The organism is Flavobacterium plantiphilum (assembly GCF_046000495.1).
Lineage (GTDB): Bacteria > Bacteroidota > Bacteroidia > Flavobacteriales > Flavobacteriaceae > Flavobacterium > Flavobacterium plantiphilum.
The window spans coordinates 1-19,750 of the sequence record NZ_JBELQA010000005.1; the positions used below are offsets into that span (position 1 = coordinate 1).

General features: G+C 34.5%; 21 protein-coding genes and 1 rRNA gene. 3 read left to right on the forward strand and 19 right to left on the reverse strand.

Annotation, left to right across the window (positions count from 1 at the left end):
- Positions 1-226: 226 nt before the first annotated feature.
- Positions 227-336: ribosomal RNA gene (gene rrf, locus ABS764_RS09420) — 5S ribosomal RNA — on the forward strand.
- A gap of 203 nt (positions 337-539) precedes the next feature.
- Here rrf and ABS764_RS09425 read toward each other — a convergent pair.
- Positions 540-980 carry a LexA family protein gene (locus ABS764_RS09425; RefSeq protein ID WP_408081541.1) on the reverse strand — a complete coding sequence of 147 codons (441 nt, stop codon included), beginning with the start codon at positions 978-980 and terminating at the stop codon, positions 540-542.
- Positions 971-2,245: a Y-family DNA polymerase gene (locus ABS764_RS09430; RefSeq protein ID WP_408081542.1), complete on the reverse strand. Its 1,275-nt coding sequence runs from the start codon at positions 2,243-2,245 to the stop codon at positions 971-973. Before ABS764_RS09430 ends, ABS764_RS09425 begins: the two co-directional genes overlap by 10 nt.
- Before the next feature lie 286 nt (positions 2,246-2,531).
- Between ABS764_RS09430 and ABS764_RS09435 the strand changes: the two genes are divergently transcribed.
- Positions 2,532-2,933 (forward strand): hypothetical protein, encoded by a 402-nt coding sequence (locus ABS764_RS09435; protein WP_408081543.1) that lies wholly within the window; start codon positions 2,532-2,534, stop codon positions 2,931-2,933.
- 55 nt (positions 2,934-2,988) lie between these two features.
- Here the strand turns inward: ABS764_RS09435 and ABS764_RS09440 are convergent, their stop codons facing one another.
- Positions 2,989-3,858, reverse strand: coding sequence for an AraC family transcriptional regulator (locus ABS764_RS09440; protein ID WP_408081544.1), 870 nt, complete (start codon positions 3,856-3,858; stop codon positions 2,989-2,991).
- A 186-nt stretch (positions 3,859-4,044) separates the two neighbouring features.
- Here ABS764_RS09440 and ABS764_RS09445 point away from each other — a divergent pair, with 186 nt between their 5' ends.
- Positions 4,045-4,416, forward strand: coding sequence for a hypothetical protein (locus tag ABS764_RS09445; protein ID WP_408081545.1), 372 nt, complete (start codon positions 4,045-4,047; stop codon positions 4,414-4,416).
- Between the two features lie 143 nt (positions 4,417-4,559).
- Here ABS764_RS09445 and ABS764_RS09450 read toward each other — a convergent pair whose 3' ends face one another.
- The 16 genes from ABS764_RS09450 to ABS764_RS09525 all read right to left on the reverse strand — a co-directional run bounded on the left by ABS764_RS09450 (position 4,560) and on the right by ABS764_RS09525 (position 19,746).
- Complete coding sequence (locus ABS764_RS09450; protein WP_408081546.1) at positions 4,560-5,549, reverse strand: Gfo/Idh/MocA family protein; 990 nt, start codon at positions 5,547-5,549, stop codon at positions 4,560-4,562.
- A gap of 10 nt (positions 5,550-5,559) precedes the next feature.
- A complete protein-coding gene (locus ABS764_RS09455; protein ID WP_408081547.1) occupies positions 5,560-6,276 on the reverse strand; it encodes a DsbA family oxidoreductase in 717 nt (238 codons plus the stop codon).
- 164 nt (positions 6,277-6,440) lie between these two features.
- A complete protein-coding gene (locus ABS764_RS09460; RefSeq protein ID WP_408081548.1) occupies positions 6,441-7,811 on the reverse strand; it encodes an NADH-quinone oxidoreductase subunit N in 1,371 nt (456 codons plus the stop codon).
- 52 nt (positions 7,812-7,863) lie between these two features.
- Complete coding sequence (locus tag ABS764_RS09465) at positions 7,864-9,306, reverse strand: complex I subunit 4 family protein (RefSeq protein WP_408081549.1); 1,443 nt, start codon at positions 9,304-9,306, stop codon at positions 7,864-7,866.
- A gap of 9 nt (positions 9,307-9,315) precedes the next feature.
- Positions 9,316-11,199, reverse strand: coding sequence for an NADH-quinone oxidoreductase subunit L (gene nuoL, locus ABS764_RS09470; RefSeq protein WP_408081550.1), 1,884 nt, complete (start codon positions 11,197-11,199; stop codon positions 9,316-9,318).
- A gap of 6 nt (positions 11,200-11,205) precedes the next feature.
- Positions 11,206-11,526, reverse strand: coding sequence for an NADH-quinone oxidoreductase subunit NuoK (gene nuoK / locus ABS764_RS09475; protein ID WP_408081551.1), 321 nt, complete (start codon positions 11,524-11,526; stop codon positions 11,206-11,208).
- A 1-nt stretch (position 11,527) separates the two neighbouring features.
- Positions 11,528-12,067, reverse strand: coding sequence for an NADH-quinone oxidoreductase subunit J family protein (locus tag ABS764_RS09480; RefSeq protein WP_073243866.1), 540 nt, complete (start codon positions 12,065-12,067; stop codon positions 11,528-11,530).
- Positions 12,068-12,613, reverse strand: coding sequence for a NuoI/complex I 23 kDa subunit family protein (locus ABS764_RS09485; RefSeq protein WP_408081552.1), 546 nt, complete (start codon positions 12,611-12,613; stop codon positions 12,068-12,070). It abuts the gene before it with no gap.
- A gap of 118 nt (positions 12,614-12,731) precedes the next feature.
- Positions 12,732-13,784 (reverse strand): NADH-quinone oxidoreductase subunit NuoH, encoded by a 1,053-nt coding sequence (nuoH, locus tag ABS764_RS09490; protein WP_408081553.1) that lies wholly within the window; start codon positions 13,782-13,784, stop codon positions 12,732-12,734.
- A gap of 3 nt (positions 13,785-13,787) precedes the next feature.
- Complete coding sequence (locus tag ABS764_RS09495) at positions 13,788-14,837, reverse strand: 2Fe-2S iron-sulfur cluster-binding protein (RefSeq protein ID WP_408081554.1); 1,050 nt, start codon at positions 14,835-14,837, stop codon at positions 13,788-13,790.
- Positions 14,838-14,915: 78 nt separating this feature from the next.
- Positions 14,916-15,488 (reverse strand): hypothetical protein, encoded by a 573-nt coding sequence (locus tag ABS764_RS09500; RefSeq protein ID WP_408081555.1) that lies wholly within the window; start codon positions 15,486-15,488, stop codon positions 14,916-14,918.
- A gap of 12 nt (positions 15,489-15,500) precedes the next feature.
- Positions 15,501-16,868, reverse strand: a complete 1,368-nt coding sequence (nuoF, locus tag ABS764_RS09505) for an NADH-quinone oxidoreductase subunit NuoF (RefSeq protein WP_408081556.1) — start codon at positions 16,866-16,868, stop codon at positions 15,501-15,503.
- A gap of 1 nt (position 16,869) precedes the next feature.
- Entirely contained in the window at positions 16,870-17,400 is a 531-nt protein-coding gene (locus ABS764_RS09510) for a complex I 24 kDa subunit family protein (protein WP_408081557.1), read from the reverse strand.
- 3 nt (positions 17,401-17,403) lie between these two features.
- Complete coding sequence (locus ABS764_RS09515) at positions 17,404-18,642, reverse strand: NADH-quinone oxidoreductase subunit D (protein WP_408081558.1); 1,239 nt, start codon at positions 18,640-18,642, stop codon at positions 17,404-17,406.
- A 32-nt stretch (positions 18,643-18,674) separates the two neighbouring features.
- Complete coding sequence (locus ABS764_RS09520; RefSeq protein WP_408081559.1) at positions 18,675-19,196, reverse strand: NADH-quinone oxidoreductase subunit C; 522 nt, start codon at positions 19,194-19,196, stop codon at positions 18,675-18,677.
- Between the two features lies 1 nt (position 19,197).
- Positions 19,198-19,746, reverse strand: a complete 549-nt coding sequence (locus tag ABS764_RS09525) for an NADH-quinone oxidoreductase subunit B (RefSeq protein WP_373390370.1) — start codon at positions 19,744-19,746, stop codon at positions 19,198-19,200.
- Positions 19,747-19,750: the final 4 nt, after the last annotated feature.

The following is a 19,750-nucleotide window of genomic DNA, read 5'->3' on the forward strand; positions in this document are numbered from 1 at the left end:
ACGTTGATAGGCTATAGATGTAAAGGCAGTAATGTCATAGTCGAGTAGTACTAATAACCTGTAAGCTTATGTACAAACTTTTCCCCACACTAGGGTGTGGGGGAGAAACTTTCTAATACTAAAAATACTTTCTTTATCTCAGTATGTTAAGATATTGTTTTTAATTATGAATTATCAATTGTTAATTATTAATTAAAAAAGATTGCCCAAAGCAATTATAACTTCTTAAGGTGGTTATTGCGGCGGGGCTCACCTCTTCCCATCCCGAACAGAGTAGTTAAGCCCGCCTGCGCAGATGGTACTGCAGTTTTGTGGGAGAGTATGTCGTCGCCTTTCTTTATTGAGCCCCAACCTGAAAAGGTTGGGGCTCTTTTTTTTATAGGTACGACCTGTTCGCCTAACGGCTCGGTTCGTCGCCTTTCTTTAATCTGAACTTGTTTCATTCTATAAACCCTGTTTCGATAGAAACGGGATTTTTTGTTTTGGACTATTTTTGTAAAGAATATTATAAAAGGGAAAATTCAGAGTAAGATTGATTTTTATATTTTTTTTATCACATAAGTTACAATTCCCCAAATTATAAATTCATTCTCTTCGGAGACTTTTACAGGACTATAATTGCTATTTTCAGGCATTAAATAAAGGCAATCTTTCTGTAGTTTAATACGTTTTACTGTAAATTCTCCATCAATAAAACAAATCGCAATTTTATTATCCCGTGGTTCAATACTTCGATCGACAATGAGTACATCCTGATCTTCAATTCCTGCATCAATCATTGAATTTCCTTTGACCTTAATGTAAAAAGTTGCTAGTGGATTTTCACTCAGTTCTTTATTTAAATCAATATTATTTTCCATAAAATCAGCAGCTGGTGAAGGAAACCCTGCTGATACACCATCAGGAATAAAAGGAATCCGCACTTCACTTTTATAATTCGGTTTATAGAAACAGAGTTTTTTATTCTTTTTCATTCGCATCGTATTTCAAGGATCTGGTCGAATTTAGTGGTATACTTTTTAGATAAAAGTTTTTGATTCATGTCCCAGGTCACTTTTATATTTTGGCTTGCCAGTTTTATTTTGGTATCACCAATTTTAGCATTGAGATGATCTATCACTCTCATTAATGCTAAATGTTTGGGATTTTCTTCTTCGAAAAGTTGGAATTGCTTTTGGCTTTCTCCAATAAGTTCACTAACAATTACACCTGCTTTTTTAAATTTCAAATGTTCATTTCCCTGATGTAACTGCTTAAATAATTCAATAGCGGTATTTGAGATTGTTAAAGTAGAATTTGTCGCATAAGGTAAAGTGATAGCTTTGTTAAAATAATATTTCGATGTTTTTAAAGTATGTTTGTCAATAACAAGCATTACTATTATGGTATGACAGCATGATTGCTGTTTGCGTAATTTCTCTGCACATACAGCTGCAAAAGTGGTTATACGTTCCCGAAGTAAGTCAAAATCGGAGATTTGTTTGGGAAAGCTCCTGGTTATAGCAATACTTTTCTTTTGTTGGACAACCGGTTCTAAATCTAATACTGATTTTCCTTCCAATTCGGCTTTTAAACGAAGCCCAACAACGCCCATTTCTCTTCTTATCCACGTTTCATGTTCTGGTTGTATGAAATCCAGGGCTGTATTAATGTTTCTTATTTTTGCTTTTTTATACATTCTATATCCGATACCCCAGACATCTTCAATTTTAGTCCATTTTAAAGCTTTGATGCGTTTTTCTTCCGAATCGATAACATAGACACCTTGGGTTCTATCCTGAAATTCTTTTGCAATTTTGTTGGCTACTTTAGATAAGGCTTTGGTTTCTGCTAATCCGATGCATATTGGGATTCCAATCCATTTTCGGACACGATTTTTCATCTGTAGACCGTAGTCATGATAATCCGTAATATTTAATCCGTCGAAGTTTAGAAAGGCCTCATCGATACTATAAATTTCAATATTAGGTGTAAATTGATTGAGAATGGCCATGACACGGCGGCTTAAATCACCATAAAGTGCATAATTTGATGAAAAGAGTTTTACATTCTTTTCTTTGACTAAATCTTTAATCTTAAATGCCGGAGCAGCCATAGGGATGCCGGCGGCTTTCGCTTCATAGCTTCTGGATATTACACAGCCGTCATTGTTAGATAATATCGCAATGGCTTTACCATTGAGTTCCGGTTGGAAAACACGTTCGCAGGAGGCGTAGAAATTATTACAATCGACTAAAGCATACATAATACAAAATTACGCAATAGCACTGTTGTTAAATACTGTTATAAAGTTAATTTTTTAGAATTTGATAATGATTTTTATTTTATTTAAAATGATGAGAAAGTTATCCGGATACTAAATAACTATGCTATTTTACCTATTAACTGTGCTATATTGTTATATTTTAACTAAAACGTTTTCGTAAAAGGTAATATAGCATATAAATATGAAAAACTACTGTAGTTTAAATCTGTATTCGAAAACTATCTTTGTACCAGTTAAAAGAAATATAAATCTAAAATTTCTAATTATGAAAAAGATTTTAAAACTAAGTTTAGTATTAATAGTTGTTTTAATCGCTATAAATACTCGTGCAACTGATGTTAGATTTCCTAAAGTTGAAAAAGCAAATCCAAAGAAAATGGTAACATTTGCCTTGAATGATGTAAATAAAGCTAATGTATCTCTTTATGATTCAAATGATCAGTTGTTGCATACAGAAAAATTGTACACATTGAATTTGAATCCTCTTAAATCAAATGACAAAATCGTTAAAACATACGATTTGAATCCTTTAGCTGACGGGATTTATTATCTGGTGGCTGAGTCAAAAACGAAAGTTGTGAAGTATGAAATTATTGTTGCTAATAAAACTGCAACAATTATGTCAGATCCTTATTCAGAAGTGTACAAAACGGTTGCGGTTAAATAATTAACTTTGGTTAGGTTAGTAGTAAAAGACTCCTTTTTAGGAGTCTTTTTTTGTTTTACTCTAAAAATGATTTTAATTCATGCCGGTATTCCGAAGCATTTTTACCGGTGAACTCTTTGAAAGATTTGTTAAAATGACTAAAATTATTAAAGCCACTTTCAAAAGCTATGGACGAAATGCTGATGGGTTTTTCGGCTAATAATTTACAGGCATGCACTAATCTGTAATCATTAACAAATTTGGTAAAAGTTTTATGGGTTATTTTCTTAAAATAACGACAGAATGAAGGTACGGTCATACTCACTTTCTCTGCAATTTCTTCTAAACGAATTGGTTCTTTAAAATGATCTTTTACATAATTGAAAATAGAATTGATTCTTTCATTGTCCTGAACATGCATTTCCATACGGAAACCTTCGGCGTTTAAAACAGTTGCATCTTCCGTTGCTAATTCTAATTCATTCAAGATTTCGATGAGACTTAATAAGCGTTCAAAAGGAGTTTTATCTTCCATTTTTCCAATTTTCTTCCCGATTTTTCTTTTAGTTTTTCCACCAAAAGTAATTCCTGACTTAGCTTGCTGTAATAGGTTTTTGATGTTTACCATTTCCGGAATCTCAAAAAAATGTTCTCCTAAAAATTCAGGTTTCATTTGGATAACAATTTCGTTTTTATTTCCTGTTAGTTCATCAGTAAAACCGCAATGGGGTAGATTACTCCCTATTAAGGTCAGATCACCATTGGTATAATAGGAAATGTGGCTTCCTACCTGGCGTTTTCCCGCTCCACCATTTACATAAATTAATTCAATTTCCGGATGATAATGCCAAAAATGAGAGTTATAATTGATATTATATTTTGTCAATGTAAAAGAGCTGCCAAAAGAGGGCTCAATAATTTTGAGTGTTGGTAAGGTTGATTTCATTTTTTTTTCAATTTGGTTGGCTATACTAAATTAACAAAAAAATATGTAATATTAACTAAACCAAGCGATAACGTTTTAGTAGATGGTAAAATAACATAGCAACTGGAAAATCTACTGTCTTTTTGTAGAGTCTGCTTATAATAACTTTACATTATTAAATGAGTATAAATCTTAAAAGTAGGTATTATGAAAAAGATTTTAAAAATCAGTTTGGTAACAGGAATAGTTTTAATAGCTATGAATGTGTATGCGGTGGCGATCAATTTTTCAGCACGCAATGAATTTCGCCAGGAAAAGATGATTTCATTTGGTTTAAACGATACAGATCAGGTTAGAATAAGTATTTATAATGCTGATGAAAAATTAATCCATTATGAAAGTCTGATGGTGAATGGGAAAATTGTCAGAAGTTATGATTTAAATAACTTTGATAAAGGCATTTATTACTTAGTTGAAGAGTCTCCATCTAAAATTATAAAATATGAAGTTTTAGTTTTAGACGATTCAGCAACGATTATGACGGATCCGATTTCAGAGATTGTTAAGCCTGTTTTGTAAAATATTTAAAATTAAAACGACTAAAAACATTTTTTGGCACGAATTATGATAATCAAATTGTGGTTAGAAATTTTGCTATTTGTTAGTAATTAATTAGTTTGTGTAGTTAAAAAGAAAGCTTCAATTATGAAGCTTTTTTTTATTTATAATGTACCTGTAATTCTATCCATGACCCAACTGGTATGCGTTGCTGTTTTTCCAGTTGAGGGATGCCTTTCGGTTCCAAACAGCTGCTCTCTCATATCTTCCACATGATGAAGCTGAACATTTTCCGGATGGTCGATAACCATTGGAAGGATTCCGTTTTCATTAGTCAGGATTACAGGATGCTCATCGAAAATAGAAAATTCAATTGTTCCCTGACTTCCATAAATAAAGACTTTATCTTCTCTGGTTGCCGTACCAAAGTTCCAGCTTCCGGTTCCTGTAATGCCATTTTCATGAATCCAGCAGGCTACAAGAGCATCTTTGGCTGAATATAAATTTTGTTGATTTAAACTCATACCTGAAACTTCTTTAATATCCCCCAGAAGATAGTTGAATAAATCCAGCCCATGACTGGCTAGATCATCAAAATAACCTCCTTTGGCCACTTTAGCATCCGTACGCCAATTGTACAAACCTGATAAATCCTGTGGTGAAGCGGGCTTGCTTAAATGCCAGTTAATATGTCTGATCTGCCCAATGCTGTTAGCATCCAGCCATTTTTTAATTTGCTTAAAACGAGGTAAAGAACGTCTGTAATAAGCTGTAAAAAGAGGAATGTTTTTGCTTTCAAAGGCTTCAGATATGGCTTTGCTGTCTTCGTAGCTTGGCGCCAATGGTTTTTCAATGCAACATATTTTTCCTGCTTCGGCTACTTTTAAGCCGTATAATTTATGCGAATCGGGTGGAGTAGCAATATAAACGGCATCGACTTCAGGATCATTAATCAAAGCGTCAGCATCCGAATAATACTTTTTGATGTTATGTCTCTTAGCATAATCAGCTGCTTTATCGTCATCTCTGCGCATTACGGCAACAATTTCAAATCCCGTCGTTTTTTGGTAAGCAGGTCCACTTTTCTTTTCGGTTACATTTCCACATCCGATGATTCCCCAACGAATTGTTTTTTCATTATTTATAGCACTCATTTTAATCAATTTAATTGCATCCATCTATGCCACAGCTGTCGGCATCAGGAGTGTTCAAGATAGTAATTTTTGATTCAAATTGACCTTCTTCCCAAACTTTTTCTAATGTTTTTACAAATGTCTCTTCGTGTTGTGCACCTGAAATTGCATATTCATTATCGAATACAAAAAATGGGACACCTTGAATTCCTATTTTTTGTGCCATTGTGATATCTTCTTGTACTTTATCAGCAAAGGCATCTGAGTTTAAAACTTCCGTAACGGTTTTTTCATCAAGTCCTACTTGTATTGCCAGTTTGGTTAAGGTGTGTTTGTTATTTACATCTTTTCCGTCTGTTAGATAGGCTTTAAAGAGCAGTTCTTTAAGCTCATTACCTAGTTGATGTTCTTTGGCTAAATGCAGTAAACGATGGGCATGAAATGAATTAGCCATAATAGCTTTTCCGAAATGAAATTCTAATCCTGAATTAGCTGCATTTTGGGTCATGTTTTCTAATGATTCAAGAGCCCAGTCTCTGTCTTTTCGGTATTTTTCGGCCAGATGGTCGGCTAAATTATCTTCTTCAGAAGCTATAAAGTTTGGATCTAACTGGAAACTTTTCCATTCAATCTCAATAGCATCCTGATTACCAAATTTTTCGATTGCATGCTCTAATCTTCTTTTACCTATGTAGCAGAAAGGACACATGATATCCGACCAGATTTGTATTTTAAGTTTATTTTCCATTTTAAATAAAATTATTTGTATATACAAATGTGCTAAAAACCTTTTTTAACCATTTCTATTTTATGCTTTTATTAGGAATTGTGATTTAGGTTCTGAGTTGTTTAAAAACAAAAAAACCATCAAAATGTACTTTGATGGTTTCCTATTTGAGATGTAAAATGATATTACAATAAGTCTAAAACAAAAGAGGGGAAGAAACCTAAAGCAATATTCATTATAATCGAAATAACCGCTACAGCATAATAAATTTTTGAAGTTTGAATTTTAGCTTCATTGGGTTCTTTAGTGTACATGGCTAATATTAATTTGAAATAATATCCTACACTAATGATAGAATTGATTACTGCTATTACAACTAAGACAATAAATCCGGCCTGAATGGTTTGAGTGAATAAGAATAATTTAGCAAAGAAACCTCCAAAGATTGGAATTCCGGCCATAGACAATAAAGAAGCCGTTAGTATTGCTGCCATTAAAGGGTTGTTTTTTCCTAAGCCATGAAAATTAGTAATGTCTTCATTTTCTCTGGTTTTGCAAACATATAAAATTACCGTAAAAGCTGCGATTCCTGCCAGTGCATAAGCCGAGGTATAATACAATAAAGTTCCCGATGATTTCTCGGTACTTAATAAAGTCATTAACATAAAACCGGCATGGGAAATACCTGAAAAAGCTAATATACGCTTTACATTGATTTGGCGTAAAGCCATAATATTACCAACAGTCATCGAAGCAATCGATACAATTACAATAATCAATTGGAATGCCGGAGAAATATCAGCATTCATGGTTTTTACTAATTTGTATAATGTGGCAATAGCAACTACTTTAGCCAAAGTACTCATTAATGCGGTAGTCAGAGCAGGAGAACCTTCGTATACATCCGGTGCCCAGAAATGGAACGGAACAGCGGCAATTTTGAAAAGCATTCCAATAAAAATTAAAACAATTCCTATTGGAAACCAAATTGGTAATTCGGCAGAGCGGGATAATTCACTAATTTCGGCAATGTCAAAACTTCCCATTGCACCGTAAATCAAACAGATACCAAAAAGGAGAATTCCAGATGCAAAGGATCCCATTAAGAAATATTTCAAACCGGCTTCATTACTTTTAATGCTTAATCGGTTGCTTGACGCCAAAACGTACAAAGCGATAGATAAAACCTCAATTCCTAAAAAGAACATCGCCAAGTTTCCAAAAGAAACCATAGCAACTGCTCCAGCTAACAGGAATATTTTTATGGCAATAAAATCGGAAATTTTAGTTTGATTTCCTTCATAAAATTTATGTCCTAAACTCACTAAGAAAACTGTAAGGATGATAAATAATCCTGAAAACGCCGAAGAAAATTTACTGACAACAATCATGTTGTTGTAGTAAAATTGCGGAGCAGCATTATAGTCAGAGATGTCTAATCCAAGAACGGCCAATAATCCGAGTACGACTACCGGAATGATGGCTTTTCTGGCATCAAAAATTTCAAATATAAGGCATAAAATACCTAATCCTATTATTGCTATTAATGTATTCATATATTATTTTGTGATTCAGGATTGGCACCTGATATTAAAAATAGTCGGTTTATTATTGAATTTTATATAATGTTCTTAAAATCTGATCCAAACTAGGAGTAATGAGTTCATTGATAGGTCTTGGGTACATTCCGAAAAAGAAAATAACCGCAATGATAATCACTAAAACAAATGTCTCATGGAAAGTAACATCAGCAAAAACTTTAGTATTAGTTTCTCCCAGCATTACCTGTTGGTACATTTTTAACATATAATAAGCTCCTAATATAATTGTAGTTCCGCCTAACACTGCAAACCATACATTAATTTGATACAAACTATACAAAACCGTAAATTCTCCCACAAAGTTAAAAGTAGTAGGTAATGCTACCGAAGCCAAAACCAATATCATAAACAATGAAGCAAATTTTGGTGCCTGAGAACGGATTCCTCCCATTTCAGCAATTACTCTGGTGTCAAATCTTCTGTAAATGATTTCTGCCGCAAAGAATAATCCCACTACAACAAAACCATGCGAGATCATTTGTAAAACGGCTCCACGCAATCCGTCAATGTTTAACGTGTAACATCCGGCAGCAATTAGTCCCACGTGTGCCAAGGAAGAATATGCCAATAATTTTTTCAGATCTTTTTGTCTTAAAGCAACAATCGAACCGTAGATTACACCAGCAATTCCTAAACCGATTAATATTGGTAAATAGGTTGTTGATGCAATTGGTGTAATTGGCAATTGCCAACGCAATACACTATATAATCCCATTTTTAACATGATACCTGATAAAAGCATGGTTCCCACTGTAGGTGCTTTTTGGTACACTTTTGCCTGCCAAGTATGGAAAGGAATAATTGGAATTTTGATGGCATAAGCTAAAAAGAATGCCCAGAAAATCCAGAATTGCTCTACTTGACTCAGGTCAACTTTGTATAAATCCTGTAACAGGAAGCTGCCAGCTTTTTGATATAAATAAACAAAGGCAATTAACATAAATAAAGATCCGGCAAGCGTATAAATAAAGAATTTTACCACTGCTTTTTTGCGTTCTTCAACGTCTCCGTTACCCCAAATTAAAGCAATAAAATAAATTGGGATTAATGCTAATTCCCAGAAGATATAGTATAAAAGTCCATCCGAAGCTAAGAAAGTTCCTGTCATAGCAAATGACATAAACAAGATCAGTCCATAGAATGATTTAGCATTTTTATATTCATTTCCAAAAGAAGAATAGATAATCAAAGGTGTCAATGCCGTAGTCAGTAATAACATGATTAGAGATAATCCATCGGCAGTTAAGGAATACGAAACTACAGGTTTGTTAATCCAAAATTTAAAAAAACTAATATTTTCTCCTGAATTATAAGCATTCAACAAAGCAATTGATATTCCTAAAGCAACTAAGCTGAATAATAATGCCACTTTTGAAGCCAGTTTATCGCCGGCAAAATAAGTAGCAAATGCACCAACAAGAAGTATAATTAATAGTAGTGATACGTTCATGATATAAAATTATTGAGCTAAAAATAAATAAGTTAGTATGGCACTAAGTCCTAAAACAAATACAAACAAGTAAAAACCAATACTTCCTGTTTGTAATTTCTTCCCTTGGTAACTTAATTCGTTGGTTACTTTCCCTAATCCAAAAACTGCAGCAGCTAAAGAGGTTTCGATATAATCTCTAGAAAATTTGGACAAGCTGTTGATTGAATTTACAAAGATGAAATTGTAAATTTCATCCACATAATATTTGTTATACAATACTTTTGAAAACCCTGTGATTCCAGCATCTTCTGGCGGAACCTGATTTTGTTTGATGTATTTTACAAAAGCAATTGCAATTCCGATAATTCCTCCAACAATAGCTATAGCCATTAACGTGTATTCTGTTGTTCCAAAATGATGGGCTTCGTGCGCTTCTTTCGAAAATAAAGGCGCTAAGTAACCATTCAGCCAGCTATTTGTTGGTAAACTAATTAAACCGCCAATAGTTGCTAAAATTGCTAATACAATAAGTGGAAATGTAATTAATCCCGGACTTTCATGTAAATGAGATTTTTGGTGTTCAGTTCCTCTGAATTCTTTAAAGAATGTCAGATATAACAAACGGAACATATAAAAAGCAGTCATTAAAGAAGCTAAAGATGCAATAACCCAAAGCACTATATTGTTATGATAAGCAGTCATTAAGATTTCATCTTTCGAGAAAAATCCTGAAAAAGGAGGAATTCCTGAAATAGCTAATGACGAAAGTAAAAACGTAATAAACGTGATTCCCATTACTTTTTTCAATCCACCCATTTTGCGCATATCCTGTTCTCCGTGTAAAGCATGAATTACTGATCCTGAACCTAAGAACAAACAAGCTTTAAAGAAAGCATGTGTGATTACGTGAAAAACCGCAATTTCGTAAGCTCCAAAACCTAAAGCTAAGAACATTAATCCCAATTGAGAAACCGTAGAATAAGCCAATACTTTTTTGATATCGGTTTGAACTAAAGCAATTGTTGCAGCAACTAAAGACGTTACAGCACCTACAATAGAAATGATGTTTTGTACTTCAGGAGCTAAATCAAATACATAATTCAGTCTTGTAATCATGAAAATACCTGCAGTAACCATTGTTGCAGCGTGAATCAAAGCCGAAACTGGTGTTGGTCCGGCCATCGCATCAGGCAACCAGGTGTATAGTGGAATTTGCGCTGATTTTCCACAAGCTCCAATAAATAGTGCAAAGGCAGCAATTGAAATCATCGTAATATCTAAATTACCGGAAGTAGCAATAGCCGTTTTTAATGTAGTATAATCTAAAGTATTGAACAAAGAACCAATTATGAAAATACCAATCAATAATCCTAAATCTCCAATTCGGTTCATGATGAAAGCTTTTTTAGCCGCATCATTGTATTCCTGATTTTTGTGCCAAAATCCAATAAGCAGGTAAGAACAAAGTCCAACGCCTTCCCATCCGATGAATAATACCAATAAGTTGCTTCCGATAACTAACGTAATCATGAAGAAGATAAACAAATTCAAATACGCAAAAAACTTGTGCATATTCTCATCATCATGCATGTAGCTGATAGAGTAGAGGTGAATTAATGAACCGATTCCGGTTACAAATAATAACCACAAGATTGATAATTGGTCTAGCAGAAAACCAAAATTCACACGAAAATTATGAGTCCGAATCCAATTGAATAATTCAATTTGAACCGGTTGTTTGCTTTCGTTAATTTGCAGAAAAAAAACAAGAGTTGCAACAAATGAAATGAGAACAGTCAAAGTTCCAATACTTCCGGAAGCCGATTTGCTAATTTTTTTTCCAAAGAAAATATTAAATAAAAATCCTAAAAAAGGAGCTAATAATAAGAGTAAAGCTAAATTCGTATTCATTATCGTTTATCCTTTTAAGTTTTTTAAATTATTAATATCAATCGAACCTAAATTTCTAAAAATCGATACCAAAATCGCTAAACCTACAGCAACTTCTGCCGCAGCTACAGCCATAGAGAAAAACACAAATATTTGCCCTTGTGCATCCTGATGATAGGTCGAAAATGCTACGAATAATAGATTTACCGCGTTTAGCATAATCTCAATAGACATAAATACGATGATGGCATTTCGTCTGTATAATACTCCAAATACTCCAATACAAAAAAGTATTACACAAAGGAAGATATAGTTTTCAATGCCTATTTCATTTAAAATATTAGTCATTTTATTTCTCCGTTTTTTCTTTTTTAGACAATAATACAACTCCTATCATAGCTGTTAAAAGCAAGACAGAAGCAAATTCAAAAGGAACCATGTACTCGTTCAGTAAAACACGTCCTAAAACCTTTATAGATTGGTAATCTTCTCCGGTAGCAATATATTCTCCTTCAATAGGTTTTGAATTGATAAATATCAAAATCAGCACCACACAGATTAAACAAAAAGAAACAATAGCTCCTAGTCTGGTAATACGGGGTTTGTGAACCTCATTTTGCTTATTCAGATTCATAAGCATGATCGTAAACAGGAACAAAATCATAATGGCTCCCGAATAAACTATGACATGAACAATTGCCAGAAACTGAGAATTCAATAGTAAATAATGTCCTGCTATAGTAAAAAAGCAAATCACTAAGTAAAGTGCACTATGAATAGGATTTCTGCTAAATATGGCCAGAAAAGCGGTGATTAACGTAATAAACGATAAGAAACAAAATATAATTTGTACAGGAGTTGCGTTAGCAAAATCAGGAATATGTATCATTTAGTTAGCGTTATTAAATTGAGTGTTCTTGATTGCCATATCTAGCGGCATCACTAATCTGTCTTTGCCAAAAATAAAATTTTCTCTTTCATAATTCGAAGGAACTAATACTTTTGAAGTAGTCAGATAAATAGCATCTTTAGGACAGGCTTCTTCGCACAATCCGCAAAAAATACAACGCAACATATTAATCTCATATATTTCGGCATATTTTTCTTCTCTGTATAAATGTTTTTCGTTCGCTTTACGTTCAGCAGCTTTCATAGTAATGGCTTCTGCAGGACAAGATAAAGCACACAATCCGCAAGCCGTACAATTTTCTCTTCCCTGTTCATCACGTTTCAACATGTGCTGACCGCGATATACCGGACTCATAGTACGCACCTGCTCCGGATACTGAATAGTAACCTTTCTGGAAAACAAGTGTTTCAGTGTGATAAATAATCCTTTTACAATTGCAACAAGATACAAACGTTCTAAAAAAGTCATCTCTTTATTAGAGACTTGTACTTTCCTTCCCGATAAGGATATGGTTTCTATTGACATCTTTATTTTATTTTTTTATTTGAAGCTAATCCTGCTTTCCGCTATATCTTTAATTTTTTAAAGAAAAAAATTAAAGGATGCCGCTTCAATCAGGGCTAGTGCTACTCTTTGCTATAATTTAAAATCCTAAAAATACGGCTAATTCGTGTCTCAAAATTACGATTCCTGTAATCACAATATTGATAATCGATAACGGAATTAATATTTTCCATCCTAAATTCATCAATTGATCGTATCTGAATCTTGGAATAGTCCATCTTACCCACATATAGAAAAAGATGAAGAAACATATTTTTGCAAATAATACTGCAATTCCTATTAGGTTTGCTAAATTGACTCCCCAATTTTCTACCGCCCAGCTCATTCCCGGATAGTTATAACCTCCAAAGAATAATACAGCAAGAATAGTAGATGAGATAAACATACTCGCATATTCAGCAAATAAGTAGAATCCCATTTTCATAGATGAATATTCAGTATGATAACCACCAATTAATTCACTTTCGCATTCCGCTAAGTCAAAAGGAGTTCTGTTTGTTTCTGCAAAAGAACAAATCAGAAAGATTAAGAAGGAAAGCGGTTGGTAAAATACATTCCAGCTCATTCCCGATTGCTGTAAACTAATTTCTCTTAAGCTTAATGTTCCTGTCATCATTAATAATGCAATCATGGATAAGCCCATGGCAATTTCATAAGAAACCATTTGAGATCCCGCACGAACCGCTCCCATTAAAGAGAACTTGTTATTAGATGCCCATCCACCAATCATGATGCCGTAAACACCAATAGAAAGTATAGCAAAAATGTATAACAAAGCATTGTCAATGTCAGAAGCCTGAAGGATAATATCTCTTCCAAAAAGATGGAAATGATCTCCCCATGGTATTACGGCACTGGTCATTAAAGCTGTACTCATTGCTACTGCCGGACCTACAAAAAACAGGAATCTGTTTGGAGTATCAGGTTCAAATTCCTCTTTTGAAAATAATTTTAAACCATCTGCAAGTGGTTGTAGTATACCGCCTTTTCCAGCTCTGTTAGGACCAATACGATCCTGCAACCAGGCTGCAACTTTTCTTTCTGCAAGTGTAGAATACATTGCCATAACCATCGTGATGGCAAAGACAACCAGAATGATAACACTTTTTTCTATAATAATTGTACTGTCCATTTTTTACAGATTACCATTTTTAAATTCTTCCTGCTCTTCTTTATCTAAAGGTATAGCAGTCATACTGATTTTTTTACGGTCTTGCTCTCTTCCTTTCAGAATTCCTTCTTCGGTAGCTATACGAACGGTATCTAATTTTTGAGTATAATTATTCTGATTAATTACCGAATCTTTATCAAATTTTCTTGGTCCTTCAATTACCCAGTCAGCAGGGTCTTTGTGGTCAAAACGACATTCGTTACAGATAAAATCCTCTACTTCATGGTATTGATCTTTACGCCCCGTAACTCTTTGAATTTCGTCTCCAAACATCCAAACCGTAGTTTTTCCACAACAACCCGGAGTTGTACATTCTCTATGAGCGTTGTACGGTTTGTTGAACCAGACTCTTGATTTGAATCGGAACGTTTTATCCGTCAATGCACCTACAGGGCATACATCAATCATATTTCCTGAAAATTCATTGTCAATAGCCTTAGAAATACAAGTCGAAATATTAGCATGATCGCCACGGTCTAAAACTCCATGAACTCTGTTATCTGTCAATTGATCCGCTACTTGCACACAACGCTGACATAATATGCAGCGGTTCATATGAAGCTGAATGTTTGGACCGATATCTTCCGGTTCAAATGTTCTTTTTTCTTCAATAAAACGAGTCTTCGATTTTCCGTGCTCAAAGCTTAAATCCTGTAAGTCACACTCTCCGGCCTGATCACAAATTGGACAATCCAAAGGGTGATTGATTAATAAAAATTCTGTCACCGACTGACGTGCTTCACGCACCCGATCCGAATTTTTACTATTCACTTCCATACCGTCCATACATCCTGTTACACAAGATGCCATTAATTTAGGCATTGGTCTTGGATCAGCATCACTACCTTTGGCAACTTCGACTAAACAACAACGGCATTTTCCGCCGCTCCCTTTTAGTTTCGAATAATAGCACATAGCAGGTGGAACTGATTCTCCTCCTATCATACGAGCCGCCTGCAAGATGGTTGTTCCTGCTTCAACTTCAATTTCTTGACCGTCTATTGTTACTTTCATTTTTATTTTGTTTAAAGTTTCAGATTTAAAGTTCTAAGTTGTTTGACTTCAAAATTTATCTGAAAATTTTTGCAATTTTTATTTTTCAAAATGTTGATTGTATAATTTTACAACTTCTTCAAATTGATTTAATCTATAATATTTATTTGAATCCATCCATTTTTGATATAATTCTGGATAATCTTCTATTTGTTTACCTAATCCTTTTCTTAAATTTAAAGGATTTATTTGAACAAGTTTTTCATCTTTTAATAAATAATACTCTTCAGATGCTAAAGCCCCTAGAGCACCACCTGAATTATGTCTATATACTTTATAAAAAGATAATTTTCCATTCACTAATTCGTGATAAAAAAATTTATTACCTGATAAACTTACAAATTTATAATCTCCAGTTTTTGTCCCTTTTATAAAGAAAGATTGAATTTCATTCGGTTTAAAAAGTATCTTTTGTCCTTCATTATTTAATATTTTCACTTTATTTTTAACGGAGTATCTTTCAAAATCTTTACGGTCAAAAATATTTACTTCAACATCAAAACTACATTGAATAGTGTCACTACTGTTTGTTATATAGTATCCCTTAAATTTTTGAGCAAATACCTGAAAATTTAAAAAGTAAACAAATAAAACAAAAAATAATTTCTTCATGATTACAAACTTTTATACTGTTTGTTTACTAACCAAATGTTTTACTTTTTCAAAAGGCTCAGCAACAAAATGATTTCTGTTCTTTATTCTTTCCGGAAAACGAACATGATATTCAAATTCGTCTCTAAAATGACGAATGGCTGCCGCTACCGGCCATGAAGCCGCGTCACCTAATGGGCAAATTGTGTTTCCTTCAATTTTAGATTGAATACTCCATAACAAATCAATATCTTCTTCGCGACCCTGACCGTTTTCAATACGCCACAATACTTTTTCTAACCATCCAGTTCCTTCACGGCAAGGCGTACATTGTCCGCAAGATTCATGGTGGTAAAAACGAGAGAAATTCCAAGTGTTGCGTACAATACAAGCCGTATCATCATAAACAATGAATCCACCAGAACCTAACATAGATCCTGTAGCAAAACCTCCGTCACTCAAGGATTCGTAAGTCATTAAGCGATCTTCACCGTTGGCTGTTTTGAAAATCAAATCGGCTGGTAAAATTGGCACTGATGAACCTCCCGGAACTAAAGCTTTCAAAGGTCTGTTCGAACTCATTCCGCCTAAATATTCGTCAGAATTCATGAATTCATCAACGCTTAATCCTAATTCTATTTCGTAAACTCCAGGGTTTTTAACATGTCCGGAAGCTGATATTAATTTAGTTCCTGTAGATCTTCCAATTCCAATTTTAGCATAATCATCACCAGAATTGTTTACAATCCATGGTACTGCTGCAATCGTTTCTACGTTGTTCACCACTGTTGGATTTGCCCAAAGTCCGGAAACAGCCGGGAATGGTGGTTTGATACGTGGATTACCTCTTTTACCTTCTAAAGATTCAATCAAAGCAGTTTCTTCTCCACAGATATAAGCTCCAGCTCCGCAGTGAACATGTAATTCTAAATCGTAACCTGTTCCTAAAATATTTTTCCCTAACCAGCCTGCAGCTTTCGCTTCGGCAATGGCTCTTTCTAATATTTTAAAAATCCACATGTACTCTCCGCGAATGTAGATATAAGAACGGTTTGCACCCAATGCAAAACTGGAAGTAATCATTCCTTCAATCAATAAGTGAGGAATAAATTCCATCAAATAGCGATCTTTGAATGTTCCTGGTTCTGACTCATCGGCATTACACACCAGATGTCTTGGTTTTCCTGATTTTTTATCAATAAAACTCCATTTCATTCCGGCTGGGAAACCCGCTCCACCACGACCACGAAGTCCTGATTTTTTCACTTCCTCAACCACTTCGTCAGGAGTCATTGATTTCATAGCTTTTTCTACAGAAGCATAACCTCCGTGCTGGCGGTAAACTTCGTAGGTTTTAATCCCCGGAATGTTGATTTTGTCTAATAATATTTTTTTTGACATCTTATTTATCGTGTAATATTATTTTATTATCTCGGCAATCAGCAATAATCTGATCGATTTTTTCTCTGGTTAAGTGTTCTTTATAGAAATCCCCCAATTGCATCATTGGAGCATAGCCACAAGCACCCAGACATTCTACACCTCTTACTTCAAAAAGTCCGTCAGCAGTAGTTTCGCCAATGCCCACGCCTAGCTTTTCGCAGGTATAATCCATTAAATCTTCGGTTCCTCTCAGGCAGCAGCAGGATGTCTGGCAAAATTCAAACATGTATTTCCCAATCGGTTTCAGGTTGTACATGGTATAGAAAGTAGCTACTTCGTAAACTTCAATAGGTAATATTTCAAGAATTTCAGCAACCTTATCCATCAATTCAATGCTCAGCCAGTTGTCATGTGCATCTTGTACTTCATGTAAAACAGGCAACAAAGCCGATTTTTTCTTATCTTCAGGATAATGACTTAGTAATTCACTGATGCGAGTCATCAATGATTCCGTCATGTTTATTTCTTGTTTGTAATGTGTACGTTCCATAATTTATGCGTCTAATTCTCCGGCTATTACATTTAAACTGGATAAAATAACAATGGCATCTGATAATAATGCGCCTTTAATCATTTCGGGATATGCCTGGTAATAAATGAAACAAGGTCTTCTAAAATGCAATCTGTATGGAGTACGACTACCATCAGTTACTAAATAGAAACCTAATTCTCCATTTCCTCCTTCTACCGGATGATAAATTTCGGCGACGGGAACTGGAACTTCACCCATTACAATTTTGAAATGATAGATTAAAGATTCCATATTGTTGTAAACATCTTCTTTAGGAGGCAAGTAGTAATCAGGAACTTCGGCGTGGTATTCATTTCCTTCCGGCATTTTATCCAATGCCTGACGAATGATACTCAAACTTTCCCAAACTTCGGCATTACGAACACAAAAACGATCGTAAGTATCACCTGATTTTCCTACTGGGACTTTAAAATCAAAATCTTCGTAAGAACTATATGGTTGTGCAACACGTACATCATAATCAACACCTGCAGCACGTAAGTTAGGTCCTGTAAATCCGTAAGCCATTGCTTTTTCGGCTGAAATTGCACCTACATTTACAGTACGGTCTATAAAAATTCTGTTTCTTTCAAACAGATTCTCAAATTCCTTCCAGGCAACTGGAAATTCTTCCAGAAAAGTATTTAATAATTCAAAAGCTTTAGGAGACCAGTCTCTTTCAAAACCACCAATTCTCCCCATATTAGTAGTTAAACGGGCACCGCAAATTTCTTCATATATTTCGTATACTTTTTCTCTAAACTGGAAAACATAAAGAAAGCCTGTATATGCACCGGTATCTACTCCCAAAATCGAATTACAAATCAGGTGATCAGTAATTCTGGCTAATTCCATTACGATAACTCTTAGATATTGTGCTCTTTTAGGAACTTCAACACCCAATAATTTTTCTAATGTCATCCACCATCCCATGTTGTTGATAGGAGAAGAGCAATAGTTCATTCGGTCAGTAAGAGGAGTAATTTGGTAAAACGGACGATTTTCGGCAATTTTCTCAAAAGCACGATGAATATAACCAATAGTTGGTTCAGCATCTAAAATTCGTTCTCCATCCATCAGCAGAATATTTTGGAAAATTCCGTGAGTGGCCGGGTGAGTCGGACCTAAATTCAGGATAGAAAGCTCGTTTCCGTCTTCGTTTAGTTGCTCTTTTATTATTTTAGCATAGCGATGCTCTGGTGGTAATAATAGTTCTGACATTTATAGAATGTGAAAAATTATATATTTTATTTTTAGCAATTGTCTATTGTTCTTCCGAAGAATCGGTCGTCTTTATCGGTTCTTCCACCATCTTCCATTGGAAATTCTTTACGCATTGGGAAAGAAATCATTTCATCCATGTTTAAAATACGTTTTAACTGAGGATGACCAATAAAGTTAATGCCGAAAAAATCATAAGTTTCTCTTTCCATCCAGTTAGCGGTTAAGAAAATATTAGAAACTGTTTTTATTTCAGGGTTTTCTGAGTTCAGAAAAGCTTTAATTCGGATTCGTTTATTTTCATACCAATTGTGCAAATGGTAAACTACTGCAAATTGCTTTTCAATCGGATTGTCAGGGTAATGAATACCGCATAAATCAGTTAAGAAATGAAAACGTAATTCGGGATCGTTTTTTAAAAATAAAATGATAGCGGTGTTAGTATTTGCATTCATTTCGAAAGAAAAAATATCTCTTTCCTGTTGGAAGTTAACTACATTCTCAGCGAAAGCAGTTACTAATTTTTCCTGAATAGCGGTGTTTTCTAATGCCATTTTATTTGATATTATAAGAAGCTAATAATTCTTGATACTCCGGCGAACTTCTTCTTCTTACAGATTCTGTTTTTACCAGTTCTTGCAATTTCATTACACCATCTACAATTTGTTCCGGTCTTGGAGGACAACCCGGAACATATACATCAACCGGAATTACTTTGTCAATTCCCTGAAGAACAGAGTATGTGTCAAATATTCCTCCTGAGGATGCACAAGCCCCAACGGCAATAACCCATCTGGGTTCAGACATTTGCTCGTAAACCTGACGCAAAATCGGAGCCATTTTTTTAGAAATTGTTCCCATCACTAATAACATATCAGCCTGGCGAGGAGAAAAACTTACACGCTCTGAACCAAATCGTGCCAGGTCATAATGAGATGCCATAGTAGCCATGAATTCAATACCGCAACAAGAAGTTGCAAAAGGTAATGGCCAAAGTGAATTAGCACGTGCCAATCCTACAACATCATTCAGTTTTGTAGCAAAAAAACCTTCACCAACAACACCTTCCGGAGGGGCAACCATATTTATCTTTGAATCGCTCATTTAT